The organism is Catellatospora sp. IY07-71, from assembly GCF_018326265.1.
Classification (GTDB): domain Bacteria; phylum Actinomycetota; class Actinomycetes; order Mycobacteriales; family Micromonosporaceae; genus Catellatospora.
On sequence record NZ_AP023360.1, the window covers coordinates 7851824 to 7873834 of the forward strand.

The following is a 22011-nucleotide window of genomic DNA, read 5'->3' on the forward strand; positions in this document are numbered from 1 at the left end:
CACCCGCCCCGTCAGGCGTGGGTGCGGGCGTGGGCGGTGGCGGCGCCCGTGCGGACCATGCGGTGCCAGCGCAGCCGGTCGCCGATAAGGGCCATCACCGTGGACTGGATGACGACCAGGTACATCAGCTGCCGGTACACGATCTGCTGCAGCGGCAGGCTCCAGATCGGGCCGTAGCGCTCGCGGTCCAGCCGCAACGCGTACGCCGCCGTCAGCGCCTGCAGCGCGGTGAAGCCCAGCCAGACCGCGGCGGTCTGCAGCGGCGGCAGGAAGATCGCGCCGTACACGCCGTAGATGTCCACCATCGGCGCGGCCAGCGGGAGCAGCACCTGGAACATGGTGAGGTAGGCCAGCCCGCGCCGCCCCAGCCGCCCGGACGCCCCTGACTCGACGACGGCCCGCCGGTGCTTCCACATCGCCTGCATGGTGCCGTAACACCAGCGGTATCGCTGCCGCCACAGCTGCCGCAGCGAGGCGGGTGCCTCGGTCCACGCGATGGCGTCGGGGGCGTACACCACGCGCCACCCGGCCCGGATGATCGCCATGGTGAAGTCGGTGTCCTCGGCCAGTGTCTGGGTGGACACGCCGCCGACGTCGACCACGGCCTCGCGCCGGAACGCGCCGATCGCGCCGGGCACGGTCGGCATGCACTGCAGGATGTCGAACATGCGCCGGTCGAGGTTGAAGCCGATCACGTATTCGAGGTGCTGCCAGCGGCCGAGCAGCCCGCCCCGGTTGGCCACCTTGGTGTTGCCGGAGACGGCGCCGACGGCCGGGTCGGCCAGCGGCTGCACCAGCGCGCCGATCGCGTCGGGCTCGAAGACGGTGTCGCCGTCGACCATGACCAGGATGTCGCCGCGGGCGAACATGACGCCGGTGTTCAGCGCGGTGGGCTTGCCCGCGTTCTCCTGCTCGACGACGTACACGTTGGGCAGGCGCAGGCGGCGCACGATCTCGGCGGTGCCGTCGCTGGAGCCGTCGTCGACGACGATGACCTCGACGTTCGGGTAGTCGTTGGCGAGCAGCGAGCGTACGGTCGCCTCGATGTTGGCGGCCTCGTTGTAGGCGGGCACGATCACCGACACCGTCCCGACGTAGCGCTTGCGCCTGCGGGCGGCCTTGCGCACCCGGCGCACGTGCACCCGGGCGCACCAGATCTGCACGATCAGGCGCAGCAGGGCGAGCACCACGGCGGCGAGCATGAGCCAGGTCATCGCCCCGGCCAGCCAGCCCGAGCCGAGCTGCGCCCAGCGCAGGGCGTGCCCGCGCAGCCGCAGGCCCGCCCCGGCGGCCGGGGCCGCGGGCAGTTCGAGGGCCTGGGAGACGGTGGTGAAGCGGTAGCCCTGCTCCTGCAGCCGCGGGATGAGCACGTCGAGCGCGGCCACGGTCTGCGACCGGTCGCCGCCGGAGTCGTGCATCATGACGATGGCGCCCGCCCCGCCCTCCGGGGTGGCGGCGGCGACGATCTCCTCGACGCCGGGCCGCGCCCAGTCGCGCGTGTCGAGGTCGGTGAGCACGGTCAGGTAACCCTCGTCGGCGGCCTGGCGCATGGCGTCGTACGCGGCGACGGTCACCGCGTCGGGGGTCGCCGAGTACGGCGGGCGCATCAGGGTGGCACGCACACCCGTGGCGGCGGCCACGGCGTTGCCGGTCAGGTTCAGCTCGATGCTGCGCTGCCAGGCCGGTGTCGAGGACAGGTCGACGTGGGTGAAGGTGTGCGCGGCGACCTCGCTGCCCTCGTCGACGATGCGCCGGGCCAGCTCGGGGTGCCGGTTGACCTGGGCGCCGACCACGAAGAAGGTCGCGGCGGCGTCATGCCGGGCGAGCACGTCGAGGATCTTCGGGGTCCACTGCGGGTCCGGTCCGTCGTCGAAGGTGAGCGCGATGGTCTTGGCCGGCATCGCGCTGGTGGTGACGGTGCCGTCGGCGGCGGGCCGCTGCACGGGACCGCCTTCGAGCACGTCGGCGGCGGCGGGGCGGTCGTCGGTGATCGGGTGCGGGCCGCTGCCCTCCGCGCCGACGTGCTCGACGTAGCCGTTGAGGCACAGCCCGGCCAGGGCGACGGTGAGGAACAGCGCCAGCAGCAGCCAGTGGGCCCGGGGCTCGCGCCGCTTCAGGTGACGGGTCATCGTTACGGATTCTTCTTCGACTGCGTGGGGTGCGGGCGGTCGCTGGGCCGGTTGCCCCGGGTGGTCGACGAGGGCTCGGGCGTCGGCTTGCCGGTCTGCTTCACGGGGGTGGGCGTCACCGATCCGGGTCCGGGGGCGGGCGACGGCTGCGTCTGTCCGTCAGGGCTGGTGGACGGCTCGGCCGTCGGCGACAGTTCGGCGACCGGCCGGTCGGGCAGCAACTGGGGCAGACCGGGCAGCTGAGCCGGGTCCACGCCGAGGAAGCCGGCCGCCACGACGCCGATCATCAGGGTGAGCAGCACCCCGCCACCCGCGGCCAACAGTGTGAACATCCGCCGGCGACGCCCCGTGCGGTCGACGAAGACCGGTCGGTTGGCGCCTTTTTTTCTGCTCATCTCCGCTGCCCTGATCTCGTACTCGCCGCGGCCGGAGCCGGCGGCGGGCACGTGCGCACGTGCCACCGATAGAGCGTCGCGGCCCCCTCGTCCGTCACACCGTATGCGGCGAATCTCCGGCGCGTACCGGACCGGTTCGCACAGACGGGTGGTATGTGTGCACAATCAATCGCTCAGGGTCGCGTGCGAGGGGAGCTGCCGGTGACCGACGTGCGTCCGCACGCTGCCGTCGATCTGTCGGCAGCGGTGGAATCGGCCCGGCATGGTGACGAGGCCGCGTTCAACCGGCTCTACCTCGCGGTGCAGCCCGGCCTGCTGCGCTACCTGCGGCTGCTCGTCGGCTCCGACGCCGAGGACGTGGCCTCCGAGACGTGGCTGCAGATCGTGCGTGACCTGCGCACCTTCCGGGGCGACGAGAACGGGTTCCGGCGCTGGGCCGCGACCATCGCCCGGCACCGCGCCATGGACCACCTGCGGCACCACCAGCGCCGCCCGTCCGTGCCGCTGCCGGTGGAGGCGATGGCCGATCTGCCCGCCGCCGACGACACGGCGGTCGCGGTGGAGCAGCTGATGACGACCGACGGCGCGCTGGCCCTGATCGCGTCGCTGCCGCGGGACCAGGCCGAGGCGGTCCTGCTACGCGCGGTGATGGGGCTGGACGCGCAGTCCGCGGCCGACGTGCTGGGCAAGCGGTCGGGCGCGGTGCGGATGGCGGCACACCGCGGCCTGCGGCGGCTGGCCGACGTGCTCGGCGGAGAGCGGAATCGGGGCGCCGAGTGACACCGGGCGGGCGCTCGGCGCTGAAGAAGGTGATATGAGCAAGCGATTCATACCGGTGACAGCGGCTCAGATGGCTGGCGGGCGAAGCGAGGAGGGGGCATGACCGAACCGTTCGACGCGCACGACCAGGCTGCCTCCGAGCGGCGGCTGAACGACGCCTTCGCCCAGCGCGCCACCGGTGACCCCCTCGCCGACCTGCTGATGCGCGCGGCCGCGCCGGGCCGCCCCGAGGAGTACGCCGGCGCGGAGACGGTGCTGGCGGCGTTCCGCGCGGCGTACCCGGCACCCGTCGGCCGGCCCGGGCGCACGCTGCGCCGGGCGCTCACGCTCAAGGTGGCCGCGCTGGTCGCCGCGCTGACCGTGGGCGGTGTCGCGTTCGCCACCGGCACCGGCGTGCTGCCGAACCCGTTCCCGATCGGCCCGCAGCAGGACCCGGGGGACTCCCCGTCGGCGGCGGGTTCGCGCGGGACGGTGCCGTCGGCGACCTCCACGCCCGCGCCCTCGCCCAGCCTGTCCGCGTCGGTGGCGCCCGGAACGTCGCTGCCCGCCAACGCGCAAGGTCTGTGCCGCAGCTTCCTGGCGACCGCGGAGAAGGACAAGCCGAAGGCCACCGACAGTCCCGAGTACGCCGCGCTGATGGCGGCCGCGGGTGGCCAGGACCTGACCGCGTTCTGCGAGGCGCTGCTGGCCGACGCCGACCAGCCGGTCGGGGAGCCCGGCACGTCGCCGGACCCGAGCAAGATCCAGCCGAGCCAGGTCCAGCCCTCCAAGGCGCATCCGTCGAGGTCGCCGAAGGAGAACGGGGCGCCCGGCCGGGCGAGCCAGACGCCCCGGGCGTCTGAACGCGGTTACGCGATGCCCGGCGCCCCCGCCGACACGGCCGTCTCCGGCCAGGTGCGCCCGGTGCAGTGACGCCGCCGCCCCGGGCGGCGCTCTACGGGGTGGGAGCGTCTCCGGCCTATCCGGGGCGGTCCCGGTCCCACAGTTCCACTGTCCGGACCCGGTGCGCGGCCCACGGCAATCCTCCCGCAGGTGTGTCGCGCACCGGTTGGCCCGGTCGCGCACAGCCGCCGGCGGCTCCGGCGCGTGCGCTTCATACCGATCTTCACTCTGGGTAGCCTGACCTGGTTTGTCACATTTGGTGACATATTCGGGGGGCTTATCCAGCATGAATAGTGAGTTCAGGGTGGGGGCGTTCGGCACGGCCCTGCTGTCCGGCGTCCTGATGTTCGCCACCGCCGCGGCGCCCGCGCCGTCGGCCGCGCGGGCCGCCGCCCCGTCGGCGCCCGTCATCACCGAACCAGAGAAGGACAACCGCCTGCTCAGCGCAGCGGACGTGCACATGGAGACGCGTCCGCTGCAGGGCGGCGACGGCGGCGACCTGCACCTGTGCACCGACTGGGAGATCTGGGCGGGCAGCCCCGGCGGCGGCGAGCGGGTCTGGTTCGACTCCTGCGCCAGCGGCACCGGCCGGGTCCACGTGCACCTCGGCGACGGCGTGTTCGAGAACTCCTTCGCCGGCCGGGCCGACCTGCTGCCGGACAAGCAGTACACGCTGCGGGTCCGCCACCGCGACACGTCCGGCGCGTGGACCGCGTACTCCTCGCGGCCGTTCAAGACGGATGTGGAGCGCAAGCCGCTGCCCGGCGAGGGCGACTGGAAGGTGCACCAGCCCGGCTTCGTGGTCGAGGAGGTGGCCGAGGACTTCGCGCTGCCGGTCAACATCGCGATGGTGCCGAAGCACCCGAGCGACCCGAGCAGGCCGCTGTTCTACGTCACCGAGCTGTACGGCAAGATCATCACGGTCACCGGGGACTTCAAGAAGAAGACCTACGCCGCGGACCTGCTCGACTTCGACCCCAGCGCCCAGTTCCCGGGCACCGGCGAGATGGGCGTGACCGGCATCGTGGTCGAGCCGAAGACCGGCGACGTCATCGCGGCCATGCTGTACCAGGACGACGGCGACCTGCTGGCGAAGATCGTGCGTTTCCAGAGCACCGACGGCGGCATGACCGCCGCCAAGCAGAGCACGATCATCAAGTTCCCGGACGAGGAGCAGTCGACCTCGCACCAGATCTCGAACCTGACCATCGGCCCGGACGGCAAGCTCTACGTGCACATGGGCGACGGCTTCGTCGCCGACACCGCCGAGGACATGGACTCCTTCCGCGGCAAGGTCCTGCGGATGAACCTGGACGGCACCGCGCCCAGCGACAACCCGTTCTACAAGGGCACCGGCAAGCTCCAGGCGAAGGACTACATCTGGGCGTACGGGCTGCGCAACCCCTTCGGCGGCGCCTGGCGCGCGGCCGACGGCCAGCACTACTCGGTCGAGAACGGGCCCTCGGTCAACGACCGCCTCGCCCGCATCACCAAGGGCGGCCGCTACCACTGGACCGGCGGCGCCAGCGGGCTGACCAAGAACGCGCTCTACAACTGGAAGGAGACCCAGGGCCCGGTCAACATCACCTTCACCGAGCCGGAGGTCTACCACGCGGCAGGCTTCCCGCAGGAGAAGTACGGCAACGCGTTCGTCACGCTCAGCGGCCCGACCTACGCCAGCGGCCCGCAGCGGCGCGGCAAGAAGATCGTCGAGTTCGAGTTCGACAAGGACGGCTCGGTCGACGACCCGAAGACCCTGATCGAGTACACCGGCAGCGGCAAGACCAGCGTCGCCGCGCTCGCCCCGGGACCTGACGGGCTCTACTTCTCCACGCTGTACACCAAGATCGGCGATGCCACCGACTCCGGCGCGAAGATCCTGCGCGTGCGGTACGCGCCCAAGGGCACCAGCTCGCCGGTGACGCTGTACTCCGACAGCGGCTTCAAGGGCGAGTCCCGCGGCCTCGGCACCGGCGTCTTCGACGCCGCGTCCGGCGCGTTCGGCAAGCTCAAGGACAACACGGCCAGCTCGCTGAAGGTGGCCGGCGGCTACCGCGTCGTCGCCTGCGACGGCTCGGCCGGCGCGCCCGGCCTCGGCACCTGCCGCTATTTCGGGGCCGGGTCGCACGGCACCCTCGGCGAGTTCAACGACAAGATCTCGTCGATCGCCGTGTTCGGCGGGCCGGTCGAGGGCAAGGGCGTCGTCGGATACCGCGAGACGAACCTGAAGGGAGCGAGCCAGCCGCTGGGTGCGGGCATGCACGAGTCGGTGGCCGGGGAACTGGCCGGCGGCGACAGCACGCCGATCAGCTCGCTCAAGGTCGGCGCCGGATACCGGCTCATCGCCTGCGACCGGGACCGCGCGGGCGGCACCGACCTCGGCGTGTGCCGCATCCTCGGCAGCGGCGAGCACGCCACGCTGGGCGAGCTCAACGGCAGGATCTCGCTGCTCGGCGTGGTCGGCCCGCCGGTCACCGTGTTCAGCGAGCCCAAGGCCAAGGGCAAGGCGCAGAGCCTGGAGGCCGGGGTGTACGAGGGCCGTGGCAAGGAACTGGCGGAGGTCGGCGACAACGCGATCAGCTCGCTGCGGGTCGAGCCCGGCAACCGGGTCGTGGCGTGCGCGAACGACGGCGGCACGGGCGGCGGCACCGGCAACCTCGGCCGCTGCCGCGCGTTCCCGGCCGGCGAGCACACGCTCACCGGCACCGATCTCGACGACGCGATCTCGCTGCTGCTGGTCTCCGGTGACACGGCGAAGGGCGCCGGTGTGACCGCGTACGCCGACCGGGACTTCAAGGGCGGCAGGTCGGCGCTCGGCCCGGGCCTCCACGAGGACGCGCAGGGCGGGCTCGGGGACGCGGGCAACGACGACATCAGCTCGCTGAAGGTCGCCGCCGGGCACCGGGCCGTCGCCTGCCAGCACGGCACCAAGCCGGCCGTGTTCGACGTGGGGCTGTGCCGCTACTACGCCGCGGGCGACTACGCCTACCTCGGCACGGACCTCAACGACCTGATCACCCTGGTCGCGGTGGACACGCTGGCCGCTGGGCCGAACAAGGGCTGACGGTTGCGGCCGGCCTCCCGCCGGCATGACGAAGGCCCCGTCCGCGCCTGCGGCCGGGGCCTTCCGCGTCAGGTCGTTCGTCGTCATCTGCCGCGGCCGCGGCCTGCCCTCGGCGGATCTAGATGATTTGTCGTCGTCCCAGCGACCACAAATCATCTAGATCGCGAGCTTGGCCGGGGGTTGTGTGCTGGGTCGGGTGGGGTCAGAAGCTGCTGCTGGAGCTGCCCGAGTCGCTGCTGCCGCTGGAGGAGCTGCCGGAGTCGCCACCGGACCAGCCGCCGCTCGACGAGCTGCCCGAATCCCCGCTCGACCAGCCGCTCGAACCCGAGCTGCCCGAGTCGCCACCGGACCAGCCACGGGAGCTGTCGTGGCCGCCTGACCAGCCACGAGACCCGTCCGGGTCGCTGCCCTGCCAGGCCGGGTCGGGGTAGGACGGATCCGCGCCGGTGCCCGTGTGGTGGTGGTAGAGGGGATGGCTGCCGCCCCGTTTGTGCAGCTGTCGCTGCTTGCCCTTGCCGCTCGCCGCCGCCGCGACCGCCGCGATCACGATGACCAGCGCCACCACGACCAGACAGACGAACCCGAGCACCATCAACGTCATCATCTCCACGGGCCCAAGCTAACCGACCCGCGCACCTTCAAACCGGGCCACGATCCACGGGCCTCCCCCACCGCCGCCCGGCCGCCCGGCCCGCCGCCGCCGCCGCTGCCGCTGCCGCTGCCGCTGGGCAAGATCGCTGTCTCGTGTCCAAACCTGTGCTCTGACCACACTTTTCGACACGAAGCCGCGATCATCTCCCGGCTCCAGCCCCCGGAAACGGGCGAAGATCGCGGCTTCGTGTCAAGATCAACGCCGTTGACTTAAGGATTTGATCGCCGCGTCAAGGCCGTCTCGGCTGGCGATATGGAACGGGACTCCTCAATATCAGTTCGACCAAGAATTGACCCGAGGAGTCCCGTTGCAGCAGCAGTCTGCCATCACGCGCACGATCACGGTAGCGGCCGGGGCGTTCGCGCCGGGCCATCTGGGCGAGCTGACCCAGGTTCTCGACTTCGACCTGGTCGATGCCGTGGCAGCCGAGACCGGCACCACGCAGCGGCGGGTCAGGCTGTTGCCGACCCGGGTGCTGATCTTCTTCGTGCTGGCGCTGGCGCTGTTCGAGCCGTGCGCCTACCGGCAGGTGTGGGCGAAACTGGTCGCCGGTCTGCGCGGGCTCGCGGTGGCCTGCCCGAGCGCGTCGGCGCTGACCCGCGCCCGCCGCCGCGTCGGCCCCAAACCGCTGCGCGCGCTGTTCGAGGCGGTCTGCGGCCCGGTGGCCTGGCCCACGACGGGGCCGGCGTTCTGGCGCGGGTTTCGCACCGTCGCCGTGGACGCCACCACCCTGCACGTGCCCGACCGGCCCGGCACCAGGACGCGCTACCCCAAACGCCAGGGTCCGGCGATGACGTTCAGCTACCCGTACCTGCGGCTGGTCGTGCTGGTCGAGTGCGGCACCCGCGCCCTGCTCGGGGCGGCGTTCGGGCCCGAAAGCGCCGGTGAGCATGTCTACGCCCGCCGGCTGCTGGACAAACTCGACGCCGGGATGCTGCTGCTGGCCGACGCCTACTACGACAGCTGGAAGCTACTGGCCGACATCGCGGCCACCCGCGTGCAGTATCTGTGCCGCTCCGGTGCCGGCCGCGTCCCGCTGATCCTGACCCGGCTATCCGACGGCTCCTACCTGTCCGTTCTCGGCCACGGCCGGCTGAAGGTCCGCGTCATCGAGACCTGGGTCGAGATCACCCACGCCGACGGCGTCGTGCGCACGGAGCAGTGGCGGCTGATCACCAGCCTGCTCGACCACACCCGCTACCCCGCGGCCGACCTCGTGCAGCTCTACCACCAGCGCTGGCAGGTCGAGACGACCTACCTGTCGATCAAGTCCACGATCCTGGACGAGCGGGTCCTGCGCTCCCACCACCCCGCCGACATCGACCAGGAACTCTGGGCCCTGCTGACCGTCTACCAGACGATCATCCGGATCACCGTCGACGCGGTCGACGCCCTGCCAGACGTCGACTACCACCGGGCCAGCTTCACCGTCGCCCTCGAAACCGCACGCGACCAGGTCGTCACCGCCGAAGCCGTCATACCACCACCCGGCCACGCCGTACTGGTCGGCGCCATCGGACAGGCCGTGCAGGACAACCTGCTACCCGCCCGACGACGCCAACGCGCCAAAGCCCGCAGCCGCAAGAACCCGACCAGCAAATACGGCCCCAACGCCGGCAAACACCCGCAGCAGACCCAGACCTACACCTTCCACGCCACCGTCACCATCTTCGAAGAAGGCTTGACAGCCCGCTCAAATCCTTAAGTCAACGGCGTTGGTGTCAAGATCTGCGGTCTCACCGCACTTTCTGACACGAAGCAGCGATCTTCGCGAGGTCCGATACCCAACCGGCGCCAAGCCAGGCGGCACGCCCGGCCGCCCGACCGGGGCGGGGCAGGTCAGCCCAGGTCGATGGTCGGGTAGAGCGGGAAGCCGGCGAGCAGGTCGGTGGTCTGCCCCGCGACCCGGTCGGCGACGCCGTCGGCCATCACGTACGCGGCCTTGGACGGCTTGCCGTCGTTGCCGGTGCCGGGCGTGGTGCCGGACAGCACGGTGTGGATCAGCTCGGCGATCTGGTCCATCTCGGCCGTGCCCAGGCCGCGCGTGGTCAGCGCGGGGGTGCCGAAGCGGATGCCGGAGGTGTACCAGGCGCCGTTGCGGTCCTGCGGCACCGCGTTGCGGTTGGTGACGATGTTGGAGTCCAGCAGCGCCGACTCGGCCTGCCGGCCGGTGAGGCCGTACGACGACACGTCCAGCAGCACCAGGTGGTTGTCGGTGCCGCCGGTGACCAGGGTCGCGCCGCGCCGCAGCAGGCCCTCGGCCAGCGCGTTGGCGTTGTCGACGATGCGCTGGGCGTAGTCGCGGAACTCCGGCCGCTTCGCCTCGGCGAGCGCGACCGCCTTGGCCGCCATGACGTGCGGCAGCGGGCCGCCGAGCACCATCGGGCAGCCACGGTCGACCTGGTCGGCCAGCTCGTTCTGGCACAGCACCATGCCGCCGCGCGGGCCGCGCAGCGACTTGTGCGTGGTGGTGGTGACGATCTGCGCGTGCGGGATCGGGTCGAAGTCGCCGGTGAGCACCTTGCCCGCGACCAGGCCCGCGAAGTGCGCCATGTCGACCATCAGGGTCGCGCCGACCTCGTCGGCGATCTCCCGCATGATCCGGAAGTTCACCAGGCGGGGGTACGCCGAGTAGCCCGCGACGATGATCAGCGGCCGGAACTCGCGCGCCGTCTTGGCGAGCGCGTCGTAGTCGAGCAGGCCCGTCGCCGGGTCGGTGCCGTAGCTGCGCTGCTCGAACATCTTGCCGGAGATGTTGGGGCGGAAGCCGTGGGTGAGGTGACCGCCCGCGTCCAGCGACATGCCCAGCATGCGCTGGTCGCCGAGGTCCCGGCGCAGCTGCGCCCAGTCGGCCTCGGACAGGTCGTTGACGTGGCGGGCCTGCGCCTTGGCCAGCGCCGGGGCCTCGACCCGCTGGGCGAGCACGGCCCAGAAGGCGACCAGGTTGGCGTCGATGCCGGAGTGCGGCTGCACGTACGCGTGCTGCGCGCCGAACAGCTCGCGGGCGTGCTGCGCGGCGAGCGCCTCGACGGTGTCGACGTTCTTGCAGCCGGCGTAGAAGCGGCGGCCGACGGTGCCCTCGGCGTACTTGTCGCTGAACCAGTTGCCCATGGCCAGCAGGGTCGCGGGCGAGGCGTAGTTCTCGCTGGCGATCAGCTTGAGGGAGTCGCGCTGGTCGGCGATCTCGGCGCCGATGGCGGCGGCGACGGTCGGCTCGACCGCGGCGATGACGTCCAGCGCGTGCCGGTAGGCAAGGGACTCGCTGGACAGGGACGCGTCAGACATCGGACCTCCTTGACGTGATGGAAGAGGCCCAGGCGCACGGCACAGCGTCACGGTGACGGAGCCGCTCCCCGATGGTGACCCATCCCAGCGCGCCAGTCACGGCCCACCGCCCAGCCTAACAAGCCGCCCACCCGCACCGCCCCGCCGCGCCCACATGTTGACCGGCTCCCTCAGCCGAGGGCGCGGTCGAGGTTGACGGCGGCGGAGATGAGGGACAGGTGGGTGAAGGCCTGGGGGAAGTTGCCGAGCTGCTCGCCGGTGTGGCCGATCTGCTCGGCGAACAGGCCCACGTGGTTGGCGTAGGTGAGCATCTTCTCGAAGGCCAGGCGGGCGTCGTCGAGGCGGCCGGCGCGGGCGAGCGCCTCGACGTACCAGAAGGAGCAGATGGAGAAGGTGCCCTCGACACCGCGCAGGCCGTCGGGGCTGACCGCGGGGTCGTAGCGGTAGACGAGGGAGTCCGAGACCAGATCGTGGGTGAGGGCGTCCAGCGTGGACAGCCACTTGGGGTCCGACGGGGACATGAACTTCGCCATCGGCATCATCAGCACCGCGGCGTCGAGCACGTCGGCGTCCTCGTGCTGGGTGAACGCCTGGCGGTCGGTGGAGAAGCCCTTGCGCATGATCTGGTAGTAGATGTCGTCGCGGGTCTGCCGCCAGTGCGGCAGGTCGGCGGGCAGGCCCCGGCGCACGGCCATGCGGATGGCGCGTTCGATGGCGACCCAGCACATCAGGCGGGAGTAGAGGAAATTGTGGCGGCCGCCGCGGGTCTCCCAGATGCCCTCGTCGGGCTGATTCCAGTTGCCGCAGACCCAGTCGACGATCGCGATCACCTCCTCCCAGCGGTCGCTGGAGATCGGGTGCGCCCACTTGTCGTACAGGTAGATCGAGTCGATCAGCGCGCCGTAGATGTCCAGCTGGAGCTGGCCCACCGCGTTGTTGCCGATGCGCACCGGCGCCGAGCAGCGGTAGCCCTCCAGGTGCGGCAGCTCCTGCTCGGCGAGGTCGGTGCGGCCGTCGATGCCGTACAGGATCTGCAGCGGGCCGTCGGGGCCGTCGCCGCGCATCGCCACGTGCCGGTCCAGGAAGTCCATGAACGCCGCGGCCTCCTCGGAGAAGCCCAGCCGCAGCATCGCGTACAGGCAGAACGCCGCGTCGCGGATCCACACGTAGCGGTAGTCCCAGTTGCGCTCGCCGCCGATCTGCTCCGGCAGGCTGGTGGTCGCGGCGGCGACGATCGCGCCGGTCGGGGCGTAGGTGAGCAGCTTGAGGGTGAGCGCCGAGCGGTGCACCATCTCCCGCCACCGGCCCCGGTAGCGCGAGGTGGACAGCCAGCGCCGCCAGTAGCGCACGGTCTCCTCGAACTGCTCCTCCGCCTCGGCCAGCGGGCAGGACCGGGGGCGCACCTGGTCGGAGACCCGGTCCAGCGCGAACACCGCCGTCTCGCCCTCGGCGAGGGTGAACTCGGCCCGCGCGTCGCCGCCGTCGACGGTGACCTCAACGCTGCTGGTCAGCGCCAGCGTCAGCATGTGGCAGTCGAACACCGTCCGGTCGCCGTCGCGGTGCACCTCGTGCCGCGCCCGGCCGTAGTCGAACCGGGGCGCGACCAGCGCGGCGAAGGGCAGCTTGCCGCGTACGCAGAGCACGCGGCGGATCAGCCGGTGCCGCCCCGCCTCGGTGGGGTCGCCCACGATGGGCATGAAGTCCTGGATCTCCCCCACGCCGTCGTACGCGAAGAAGCGCGTGATCAGGACGTTGGTGTCCGGGAAGTAGAACTGCTTGGTCTCCGCCGGCACGGTCGGGGCCAGCTCGAACTTCCCGCCCCGGTCGGCGTCCAGCAGCGAGGCGAAGACGCTGGGCGAGTCGAAACGCGGGCAGCAGTACCAGTCGATGGTGCCGTTCACCCCGACCAGGGCCACGCTGCGCAGGTCGCCGATCAGCCCGTGATCGGCGATCGCGAGGTAGCGACCCGCGGCCCCGTCCGCCACACGGCCAGCATATGCCCAGCTCAGCCACTCAGGAGGGGCGTGCCGGGTCCTCGGCGTCGACGCGCCGCAGGGCCTGCAGCGCGCCGTCGAGGCTGACGCCCAGCTCGCGGGCGGCGGCCCGGTAGGCCCGCGCGGCCGCGTCGAGGCGGGTCAGCACCTCGCCGGGCGGCAGGCCGGGGCGGCGCTCGGCGACCGTGGTGCCGTGCCTCGGCCGGGTCGTCACCAGCCCGGCCGCCTCCAGCTCGCGGTACGAGCGGGCCACCGTGTTCACGGCCAGGCCCAGGTCGGCGGCGAGCTGCCGGATGGTGGGCAGGTGCGCGCCCACAGGCAGGCGCCCGCTCCCGATCAGCTCGGCGATGCCCAGCCGGACCTGCTCGTACGGCGGGACCGCGCTGTCGTGGTCGATGGTGAGCTGCACGTACGGCTCCTCAGAACGCGGTCACGGACGCGGGGGCGCGCTCGGCACGGCTCAGCGCGCGGAGCACCGCGGCCTGCCCGTGCCGGCGTACGGCGAGGCCGCTGAGCAGCGCGAGCACCGGCTCCAGCACCGCGCCGGGCAGCTGCGGGGCGGGCACGCCGACGCTGTACGCCAGGTCGTCGGAGTGCACGGCGATCTCCATCATCCGGGTCACCAGGAAGTCGTCCAGCCGCAGCGCCCACGGCCCGGCGGGCGGGCTGATCAGCCGCTCGCCCGGCGCCTCGGCGAGCAGCCCGGCCAGCTCCCGTGCCGCCTCGGCGGTCTGCGCCGCCAGCGCCGGGGCGCCGATCGACGCGGCCTTCTCGCCGCCGTCGCGGATCTGCACGTTGATGTCGGCGTCCAGGTCCGCGCCGATCCAGCGCACCTTGGTGTAGTGGTCCAGCAGCGCGACCGGCGGGCCGTCCGGGACGGGCGCGGCCAGCACCCGGGGCAGCGCGACGACCTGGCCGGCCAGGTGCCCGGCGAGCCCGCTGACGGTGAACCCGGCCAGCGCGCTGGGCCGCTCCCACGCGGCCGCCACGGCCGGGTCGCCGAGCAGCGCCGCGGCCGACCGTGCCGCCTGCAGGTACGCCTCACGCAACGGGTGCATCGCCGCCTCCGGGGATCTCGGGGTCCGCCGACCACCCTAAGTCCTGTCCCATCGCGCCGCGGCCGACCGTCCCGGCCGGGCACCGGCTGACCGTGTCACGCAGCGGGCCGTATCCGGGTCGGGATTGCTCCGTTGCTTGTGTCGCGTGCCTGACTCCCCCGGGCAGGCTGCTTTTCCATACCCACGTGGAAGGACCCGCTCGTGCCGGACAGCCCACTGCTCACCGTCGAACGGCCCCCCGCTGCGACGCCCGTGCCGGTGGCGGTGGCGGACCGTACGCCGCGCGCCGTCACCGCCGTGGTGCTGGCCGGGGCCGGGCTGACCCTGGTCGCCGCCGTGCTGGCGGCGCTGCGGCTGCTGCCCGCCGGCTCGCGCGCGGGCGCCTGGCGCTACCGCTACGTGGGCGTCTTCTCGTGGGAGATGCTGCTGCCGTTCGCGGGCGCGGCGGCGGCCGTGCTGGCGCTGCTGTGGCTGACCCACCGGGTGCTGGCGGGCGGCCGCGAGCGCCTGGCCGTGGGCATGTGGCTGGCCACGGCGGTGCCGCTGCAGCTGCTGCTGCGGGCCCAGGACGAGGTGTCGCTGGGCGCGATCGTCGCCAGCGACAAGGCGAACTCGTTCTACACCCCGTCGCTGCGCTTCGGCGCGTACGAGTACCTGACCCGCTTCACCGAGATCGTGCACGAGCTGCCGCAGCACGCCCGGTCCAACATGCCCGGCAAGACGCTGCTCTACCACCTGCTCAGCACGGTCAGCACGTCGCCCGCGGCGCTCGGGGTGCTGATCACGGCGCTGTCCAGCCTGGCCGCGCTGCTGATCTACCTGATCGTGCGGGAGGTGCTCGGCGACGGCCGGGTCGCGGTGTACGCCATGATCCTGTGCCTGCTGGTGCCGGGCCGGCTGTTCTTCCTGCCGATCCTGAACACCGTGTCGCCGCTGCCCATCCTGCTGGCGCTGTGGCTGTTCGTGCGCTTCCTGCGCAACCCGCACTGGGGCTGGGCGGTCGGCCTGGGCGCCTCGCTGTACCTGGTGTTCTTCTTCGAGCCGCTGCCGCTGGTGATGGGGCTGACCTTCGCCGGGCTGGCCGCGCTCGCGCTCTACCGGCGCGAGCTGTCCGGGTTCGACCTGCTGCGGCTGGTGTCGCTGACGCTGGGCGCGTTCGCCGCGGCGTACCTGGGCATGCGGGCCGTGTTCGGCTACGACCTGTTCGTGAACCTCGCCGAGGTGCTGGCCGACGCCACCGACTTCAACGAGCGCGCGCACCGGCCGTACGACGTCTGGGTGGTGCGCAACCTGGGCGACTTCGCGCTGTGCGCGGGTATCGCCGGGTGCGTCGCGCTGGGCTGGGCGGCCTGGGACGCGGTGCGCCGGGGCGTCACCCGGACTGCGGCCGTGCTCACCCTGTCCGGGCTGGCCGTGCTCGCCTTCCTGGACCTGGTCGGCATCAACCGCGGCGAGACCACCCGGCTGTGGATCTTCCTCGCGGTGTTCGTGCAGATCTCCGTGGCCTGGGTCTGCGCCCGCTCGTCCCGGACCTGGCCGATCGCGGTGATCGCCACCGCCATGGTCCTGCAGACCGCCGCCCTCACCCCCATGATCGCCTTCATCCGCCCCTGATCCGCCCCACGCCCGTCCCGCTGGACGCAGTTTCGGGGAAAGTGCAGGAAACGCGAGAGGCGAACGTGCAGTTTCCCCGAAACTGCAGCCGCCCAATCGGACGGGGGGAACGGTGCGTGCCGGGTTGCCGGGCCGGTGGGCGGGTTCGGCAGACTGGGCGGGTGCTTCCCGACTCGGCTGAGACCGACCTCCCGGTCCGCGCGGCGCTGCCCGCGCTGCTGGACGCGCTGGCCGGGCCGGGCACCGCGGTGCTGGTCGCGCCGCCGGGCTCCGGCAAGACCACGCTGGCGCCGCTCGCGCTCGCGGGCGCGTACGAGGGCCGGATCGTGGTGGCCGAGCCGCGCCGGGTGGCCGCCCGCGCCGCCGCCCGGCGCATGGCCGAGCTGACCGGCACCCCGCTGGGCGGCCCGATCGGCTACAGCGTGCGCGGCGACAGCCGCACCGGCCGCGACACCCGGGTCGAGGTGGTCACCACCGGCCTGCTCGTACAGCGGCTCCAGCACGACCCCGAACTGGCCGGGGTGGGCGCGATCCTGCTCGACGAGGTGCACGAGCGCCAGCTCGACACGGATCTGGCCCTGGCCTTCACCACCGACGTGCGCGCCGCGCTGCGCCCCGACCTGCGGCTGGTCGCCGCCTCCGCGACCGCGCAGGCCGCCCGCCTGTCCGCCGCCCTGGGGCCGGGCACGCCGGTGGTCACCGCCACCGGCAGCCCGTATCCGGTCGAGGAGCGCTGGCGCCCGCCCACCGGGCCGGTGGACGCGCCGTACGGCCTGCGCGTCGATCCGCGCCTGCTCGACCACGTCGCCGCCGTGACCCGCGAGGCGCTGCGCGACACCGAGGGTGACCTGCTCGTCTTCCTGCCCGGCGCCGGTGAGCTGGACGGCGTCGCGGCCCGGCTGGGCGGCCTGCCCGGCATCGACCTGCTCAGACTGCACGGACGGCAGGCCGCGGGCACCCAGGACGCCGCGCTGCGGCCGGGCCCGCGCCGCCGCGTCGTGCTGGCCACCGCGGTCGCCGAGAGCAGCCTCACCGTGCCCGGGGTACGCGTCGTCGTCGACGCGGGGCTGGCCCGGGTGCCGCGCACCGACCTCGGGCGCGGGCTGGGCGCGCTGGTCACGGTGCGGGCCTCGCGCGCCGCGGCGCACCAGCGGGCCGGGCGGGCCGGGCGGCAGGGGCCGGGCGTCGCGTACCGGTGCTGGTCGCAGGCCGAGCACCCGCGGCTGCCGGAGCACCCCGACCCCGAGATCGCGTCGGCCGACCTGACCGCGTTCGTGCTCCAGCTCGCCTGCTGGTCCAGCGCGGACGGGTCCGGGCTGGCGCTGCTCGACCCGCCCCCGGCCGCCGCCGCGCAGGTGGCCCGGGAGACGCTGACCGCGCTCGGGGCGCTCGACGCCGAAGCCCGGGTCACCGCACGCGGCCGCGCGATCGCCGCCGTGGGCGCGCACCCGCGCCTGGCCCGCGCCCTGCTCGACGCGTCGGCGGAACTCGGCGCGCACCGCGCCGCCGAGGTGGTCGCGCTGCTGGCCGCAGACACTCCGATCCCGACCGACGACCTGTCCGCCGCCTGGCGCCGCCTGCGCGACGGCGTGGACCCGGCCGCGAGCGCCGCCTGGCGCACCGAGGTCCGCCGCCTCACCCCCGCCTCCAGGAGTGGAGCGGCCGCGGGGCCGCCGGACCAGCGTGGAGAGTGCACCGCACCGCCGGATCAGCATGGCGGCGGCCGGGATCGCGCGACGGCGAACCCCGACCGCGCGCCCGGCCGGCCGGGCGGTGGACGGCTGCCGGACGACCTGGCCGCGGCGCTGGTGGTCGGGCTGGCCTACCCGGAGCGGGTGGCGCGGCTGCGTACGCCCGGCGGGCGGACCTACCTGATGGCCGGAGGCACCGCGGCGGAGCTGGCGCCCGGTTCGCCGCTGACCGGGGTGCCGTGGCTGGCCGTGGCGGCCGCCGACCGGCAGCCGGGCAGCAGCTCCGCCCGCATCCGGCTGGCCGCGGCCACCGACGAGGCGACCGCGCGGCAGTCCGCCGCCGCGCTGCTGGCCACCGCAGACGAGATCGTCTGGGCCGACGGGGACGTGGTGGCCCGCCAGGTCACCCGGCTCGGCGCGATCACGCTGACCGAGCGGCCCCTGACCAGGCCGGACCGGGAGCTGGTCGCGGCCGCCCTCGCCGAGGGCCTGCGCCGGGAGGGGCTGCGGCTGCTGCGCTGGACGCCCGAGGCCACGGCGCTGCGCGAGCGTATGGCGTTCTGCGCGCACGCGCTCGGCGACCCGTGGCCCGCCGTCGACGACGAGGCGCTGCTGGCGCGGGCCGGGCAGTGGCTCGGCGGTGCGCTGGGCACCGCCCGCCGCCGCGACGACCTGCAGCGGATCGACGTGGCGGCGGCGCTGCGCACGCTGCTGCCCTGGCCGCAGGCCGCGCAGCTGGACCAGCTCGCGCCGGAGCGGCTGGAGGTGCCCAGCGGTTCGCGCGTCCGCGTCGACTACACCGACCCGGCCGCACCGGTGCTGGCGGTGAAGGTGCAGGAGGTGTTCGGCTGGACCCGTACGCCCCGGCTGGCCGGGGACCGGGTGCCGGTGGTGCTGCACCTGCTCTCCCCTGCCGGGCGGCCGGCCGCCGTCACCGGTGACCTGGTCTCGTTCTGGCGCAACGGATACCCGCAGGTCCGGGCCGAGCTGCGCGGCCGCTACCCGCGCCACCCGTGGCCGGAGGACCCGACCGCGGCCGAGCCCACCCGCCGCGCCAAGCCCCGCGGCACCTGACCCCGCCCGCGCATCGCCACCTGCGGGGCGGTTGACGGCATATACCGGTCGCCGTACTGTCGAGGGGTGACCGCACCGCTGCAGGAGCCGACCTTTCTCATCCTGTCCGCGCTGGCCACAGGCCCGATGCACGGGTACGGCGTGATCCAGGAGGTGGCCGCGCTCTCCGGCGGCCGGGTGACGCTGCGCCCCGGCACGCTCTACGGCGCGCTGGACCGGCTCAGCGAGCAGGGCCTGGTGGCGCAGGAGGGCGAGGAGGTCGTCGACGGCCGGCTGCGCCGCTACTACCGGCTGACCGACCCGGGCGCCGACCTGCTGGCGGCCGAGGTGGACCGGATGGCGGACAACGCGCGCGCGGCGGCGGCGCGGCTGCGGCAGCACGTGCGCGGCCCGGCCACGACATGAGCCCGCTGGAGCGCCGCTATCGCCAGGTGCTGCGGTGCTACCCGCAGTCCTATCGCGACGCCCGTGGGGACGAGCTGCTCACCACCCTGCTCGACCTGGCCCCGCCGGGCCGGACCCGGCCCACCGTGGGCGACCTGGCCGACCTGGTCGAGGGCGGCCTGCGGACCCGGCTGGGCCTGGCCACCGTCGACGGCCTGGCCGACGGCCTCACCCGGGCCGCGCCCGTCGCGCTGGCACTGACCGGCGGGCTGAGCGCGTTCCTGTGGGGGCGGGTGGAGCCGCTGGGACCGCCGACGCTCGGGCCGGTCGCGTACGCCGCATGGCTGGCCGCGGGTGCCGTGGCGCTGCTGGCTCCGGCCCGGCTCCTCCGGCCGGCGCTGGCCGGGGCGCTGGCCGTCACGGCGGTGCTGCCCCTGGTCGCACCGATGACGGTGTACGACCGGCCGCCGCTCTGGGTGCTCATGGCGCTCGCGGTGTTCGGGCTGCTCGCGCTGGCGGGCACGGACGGGTTCCGGCGCGGCGCCGAACGGCGGGCCGCTCCGGCGCTCGGCGCGGTCGCCGTGGCCTGCGGCGCGGACGTGGTCACCCACCTGTGGCGCGACGGCACGCCCGGCCACCCGCACACCGGTTACTACCAGCCCGCCGTGGCGCAGGCCGGGCTCGTGGTCGCGGCGGCGGTCGCGGTGCTCGCGTGCCTGGCCCTGGCCGATCTCCGGCGCGGCGGGGCCGCCCGGCCCTGGCTGTGGGCGACGCTGCTGATCGCGCTGCCGGGCGCCTGGCTCGGGCCGTTCGACGCCGCGAGCTGGCCGGTGACGGGCGAGCTGCCGCGCTTCGGCCGCCTGGCGCAGGTGCTGCTCGGCACCTGCGTGGTCGTGGGCGCCATGGCCCACTTGCGCACGTCCCGCCGTGCCGCAGGCGTATCCGCTGCTGCACGACCGGCCGCGGTTCGCGGCTGCCGCCCGGCGAGTGCCGCGGGCGCGAAGGCAGGCCCGAGTCCGGCAGGTGGCGTGGAGGCCGGTGGTCCGGTCGGCGTCGGCCCGGCCGGGACTCCGGCGCGCGCGGCGGCCGGGTCGCTGCTGGCCGGATACGCGGGCGGGCTGCTGGTGTTCGCGGGGCTGCTGGACGCGGTCACCGGGCACGTGGCGGCCACGGTCACGGTGTGCGTCGGTGCGGGACTGCTGCTCGGGCCGAGCGCGACGCGCCGGGTGCTCGCACAGGCCGGGGCCGCGGCGGCGGGCACGCTGGCGGCGGCGTACGCGGTAGGGGTCTACAGCAACGACTGGGCCATCGGCGGTTGGGTGCCGGTGCGCACCGCGGGCCTCGCCGTGATGCTGGCCGTGGTGCCGCTGGCCTGCGGCGCGTACACCGCGTTCCGGCGTCCCCGGCGCGGGACCGCACCGGCGGCGGGGCTGCTCTGCCTGGGCTGGCTGGCCTGGCTGACGCTGCCGGGCCTGCCCGCGTGGGGTCCGGTGCTGCCGGTGCTGCTGGCCGTCCCGGCGGTCTGGGCGGCGCTGCCCAAAGCCGCCGGACCGGGGCATGCCGGACCGTAGAGTGGCAGCGTGGGCCTGGTACGAACGGTCGGGCTGGTGCTGCATCCGGAGCGTGACTCCGCGCCCGCCATCAGGACGATCACCGACTGGGCCCGCCGCCGTGACGTGACCGTGCTCGGCCTGCCCGACGAGGTGGGCCGGATCGCGTGCGAGGCGGTCGCGGTCGGCCCGGCGGAGCTGGCCGAGCGGTCCAGCCTGCTGGTCAGCCTGGGCGGCGACGGGACGATGCTGCGCACCATGCGGCTGGGCGCGGGGCGGGCGACGCCCGTGCTCGGGGTCAACCTGGGGCGGCTCGGCTTCCTGCCCGAGATCGATGTGGAGGGCCTGCCCACGGCGCTGTCCGCGATCGACAACCACCACTACTCGGTGGAGTCGCGGCTGGCGGTGCGCACCACCCTGCCCGACGGGCGGGAGGTGACCGCGTTCAACGACATCGCGCTGTGCCGTATCCCCGGGGACGGCCTGGCCGCGGTGGCGATCCGGGTCGAGGACCACGCGTTCGTGCGGTACGCCGCCGACGCCGTCATCGTGGCCACGCCGACCGGCTCGACCGCGTACAGCTTCTCCAGCGGCGGCCCGATCGTCTCGCCGACGGTGCGGGCGGTGCTGGTCGTGGCCGCCGCCGCGCACTCCAGCTTCAACCGGGCCATGGTGCTCTCCGCCGACGAGGCGCTGGCCCTGGACGTGCTGCCGCGCAGCGGCCGGCTGGCCGTCGAGGTCGACGGGCGGGTGGACGGTTACGTCGGGCCCGGCGACCGGCTGGCCGTGCGCGCGCTGGCCGACGCGGCCCGGGTGGTGCGCCTCGGCCACACCTCGTTCTACGAGCGCGCCCGGCGCAAGCTGCAGGTCCGTGGCAGCGCCGAGGTCGACGGGGCGGGCGACGGCGCGCACTCGCCGTACGGCACGATCAACCCGTGCTGATCAGACGAGAAGAACCCGCCGACGTCGCGGCGGTGCGCGCGCTGACCGAGGCCGCCTTCGCTCCCCGCTACGCCCCCGCGCCGCAGGTCGAGGCGGGCCTGCTCGACGAGCTGCGCACGGACGAGGGCTGGCTGCCCGCGCTGTCGCTGGTCGCCGTCGACGGCGGCGAGGTCGTCGGGCACGTGGTGTGCACCCGGGGGCACGTCGGCGACCGGCCCGCGCTGGGCCTGGGGCCGCTGAGCGTACGCCCCGACCGGCAGCGCTCCGGGGTGGGCAGCGCCCTGATGCACGCGGTGCTCGGCGCCGCCGACGCGCTCGGCGAGCCGCTGGTGCTGCTGCTGGGCGACCCGGACTACTACTCCCGCTTCGGCTTCCGGCCTGCGCAGGAGCTGGGCGTCGTCCCGCCGGTGGCCGAGTGGGGCGGCGCCTTCCAGGCGCGGGCGCTGTCGGCGTACGACCCGGCGCTGACCGGAGTGTTCAGCTACGCGTCACCTTTCCAGCGCCTGTGACCGATTAA

17 protein-coding genes are annotated in these 22011 nt (G+C 73.8%); 10 read left to right on the forward strand and 7 right to left on the reverse strand.

Features of this window, described 5'->3' with window-relative positions:
• Positions 1–11: 11 nt before the first annotated feature.
• Both CS0771_RS35185 and CS0771_RS35190 read right to left on the reverse strand, forming a co-directional pair.
• Positions 12–2129 (reverse strand): bifunctional polysaccharide deacetylase/glycosyltransferase family 2 protein, encoded by a 2118-nt coding sequence (locus CS0771_RS35185; RefSeq protein WP_212845016.1) that lies wholly within the window; start codon positions 2127–2129, stop codon positions 12–14.
• 2 nt (positions 2130–2131) lie between these two features.
• Complete coding sequence (locus tag CS0771_RS35190) at positions 2132–2590, reverse strand: hypothetical protein (RefSeq protein WP_212845017.1); 459 nt, start codon at positions 2588–2590, stop codon at positions 2132–2134.
• Positions 2591–2725: 135 nt separating this feature from the next.
• Between CS0771_RS35190 and CS0771_RS35195 the strand changes: the two genes are divergently transcribed.
• The 3 genes from CS0771_RS35195 (at position 2726) to CS0771_RS35205 (ending at position 7250) form a co-directional block, all read left to right on the forward strand.
• A complete protein-coding gene (locus CS0771_RS35195; RefSeq protein WP_244871219.1) occupies positions 2726–3304 on the forward strand; it encodes an RNA polymerase sigma factor in 579 nt (192 codons plus the stop codon).
• A gap of 99 nt (positions 3305–3403) precedes the next feature.
• Positions 3404–4216 (forward strand): hypothetical protein, encoded by an 813-nt coding sequence (locus CS0771_RS35200; protein ID WP_212845019.1) that lies wholly within the window; start codon positions 3404–3406, stop codon positions 4214–4216.
• A gap of 256 nt (positions 4217–4472) precedes the next feature.
• Positions 4473–7250, forward strand: coding sequence for a sorbosone dehydrogenase family protein (locus CS0771_RS35205; protein ID WP_212845020.1), 2778 nt, complete (start codon positions 4473–4475; stop codon positions 7248–7250).
• A 202-nt stretch (positions 7251–7452) separates the two neighbouring features.
• Here the strand turns inward: CS0771_RS35205 and CS0771_RS35210 are convergent, their stop codons facing one another.
• On the reverse strand, positions 7453–7860 hold the full coding sequence (locus CS0771_RS35210; RefSeq protein ID WP_212845021.1) for a hypothetical protein: 408 nt from the start codon (positions 7858–7860) through the stop codon (positions 7453–7455).
• A gap of 349 nt (positions 7861–8209) precedes the next feature.
• Between CS0771_RS35210 and CS0771_RS35215 the strand changes: the two genes are divergently transcribed.
• On the forward strand, positions 8210–9607 hold the full coding sequence (locus tag CS0771_RS35215; protein WP_212839295.1) for an IS4 family transposase: 1398 nt from the start codon (positions 8210–8212) through the stop codon (positions 9605–9607).
• 134 nt (positions 9608–9741) lie between these two features.
• Here CS0771_RS35215 and CS0771_RS35220 read toward each other — a convergent pair whose 3' ends face one another.
• The 4 genes from CS0771_RS35220 to CS0771_RS35235 all read right to left on the reverse strand — a co-directional run bounded on the left by CS0771_RS35220 (position 9742) and on the right by CS0771_RS35235 (position 14239).
• Positions 9742–11187, reverse strand: a complete 1446-nt coding sequence (locus CS0771_RS35220) for a glycine hydroxymethyltransferase (protein ID WP_212845022.1) — start codon at positions 11185–11187, stop codon at positions 9742–9744.
• A 170-nt stretch (positions 11188–11357) separates the two neighbouring features.
• Positions 11358–13172, reverse strand: coding sequence for a glycoside hydrolase family 15 protein (locus tag CS0771_RS35225; protein WP_212845023.1), 1815 nt, complete (start codon positions 13170–13172; stop codon positions 11358–11360).
• Positions 13173–13200: 28 nt separating this feature from the next.
• Complete coding sequence (locus CS0771_RS35230; RefSeq protein ID WP_212845024.1) at positions 13201–13590, reverse strand: GntR family transcriptional regulator; 390 nt, start codon at positions 13588–13590, stop codon at positions 13201–13203.
• 10 nt (positions 13591–13600) lie between these two features.
• Positions 13601–14239: a maleylpyruvate isomerase N-terminal domain-containing protein gene (locus CS0771_RS35235; RefSeq protein WP_212845025.1), complete on the reverse strand. Its 639-nt coding sequence runs from the start codon at positions 14237–14239 to the stop codon at positions 13601–13603.
• Positions 14240–14440: 201 nt separating this feature from the next.
• Between CS0771_RS35235 and CS0771_RS35240 the strand changes: the two genes are divergently transcribed.
• From CS0771_RS35240 to CS0771_RS35265, 6 genes are all read left to right on the forward strand, one after another.
• Positions 14441–15853, forward strand: a complete 1413-nt coding sequence (locus CS0771_RS35240) for a hypothetical protein (RefSeq protein WP_212845026.1) — start codon at positions 14441–14443, stop codon at positions 15851–15853.
• Between the two features lie 161 nt (positions 15854–16014).
• Positions 16015–18618 (forward strand): ATP-dependent helicase HrpB, encoded by a 2604-nt coding sequence (gene hrpB / locus CS0771_RS35245; protein ID WP_212845027.1) that lies wholly within the window; start codon positions 16015–16017, stop codon positions 18616–18618.
• 66 nt (positions 18619–18684) lie between these two features.
• Positions 18685–19023, forward strand: coding sequence for a PadR family transcriptional regulator (locus CS0771_RS35250; protein ID WP_212845028.1), 339 nt, complete (start codon positions 18685–18687; stop codon positions 19021–19023).
• A complete protein-coding gene (locus CS0771_RS35255; protein WP_212845029.1) occupies positions 19020–20573 on the forward strand; it encodes a hypothetical protein in 1554 nt (517 codons plus the stop codon). Before CS0771_RS35250 ends, CS0771_RS35255 begins: the two co-directional genes overlap by 4 nt.
• 9 nt (positions 20574–20582) lie before the next feature.
• Positions 20583–21494, forward strand: a complete 912-nt coding sequence (locus CS0771_RS35260) for an NAD(+)/NADH kinase (RefSeq protein WP_212845030.1) — start codon at positions 20583–20585, stop codon at positions 21492–21494.
• Positions 21488–22003: a GNAT family N-acetyltransferase gene (locus CS0771_RS35265; protein ID WP_212845031.1), complete on the forward strand. Its 516-nt coding sequence runs from the start codon at positions 21488–21490 to the stop codon at positions 22001–22003. The genes CS0771_RS35260 and CS0771_RS35265 overlap by 7 nt, the downstream gene beginning before the upstream one ends.
• Positions 22004–22011: the final 8 nt, after the last annotated feature.

Excerpts from the sequence above, each read along its gene's own strand:
- CS0771_RS35220 (WP_212845022.1), bottom strand. The coding sequence starts at position 11,187 with ATGTCTGACGCGTCCCTGTCCAGCGAGTCCCTTGCCTACCGGCACGCG.
- CS0771_RS35255 (WP_212845029.1), top strand. The coding sequence starts at position 19,020 with ATGAGCCCGCTGGAGCGCCGCTATCGCCAGGTGCTGCGGTGCTACCCG.
- CS0771_RS35205 (WP_212845020.1), top strand. The coding sequence starts at position 4,473 with ATGAATAGTGAGTTCAGGGTGGGGGCGTTCGGCACGGCCCTGCTGTCC.
- CS0771_RS35185 (WP_212845016.1), bottom strand. The coding sequence starts at position 2,129 with ATGACCCGTCACCTGAAGCGGCGCGAGCCCCGGGCCCACTGGCTGCTG.
- CS0771_RS35235 (WP_212845025.1), bottom strand. The coding sequence starts at position 14,239 with ATGCACCCGTTGCGTGAGGCGTACCTGCAGGCGGCACGGTCGGCCGCG.
- CS0771_RS35200 (WP_212845019.1), top strand. The coding sequence starts at position 3,404 with ATGACCGAACCGTTCGACGCGCACGACCAGGCTGCCTCCGAGCGGCGG.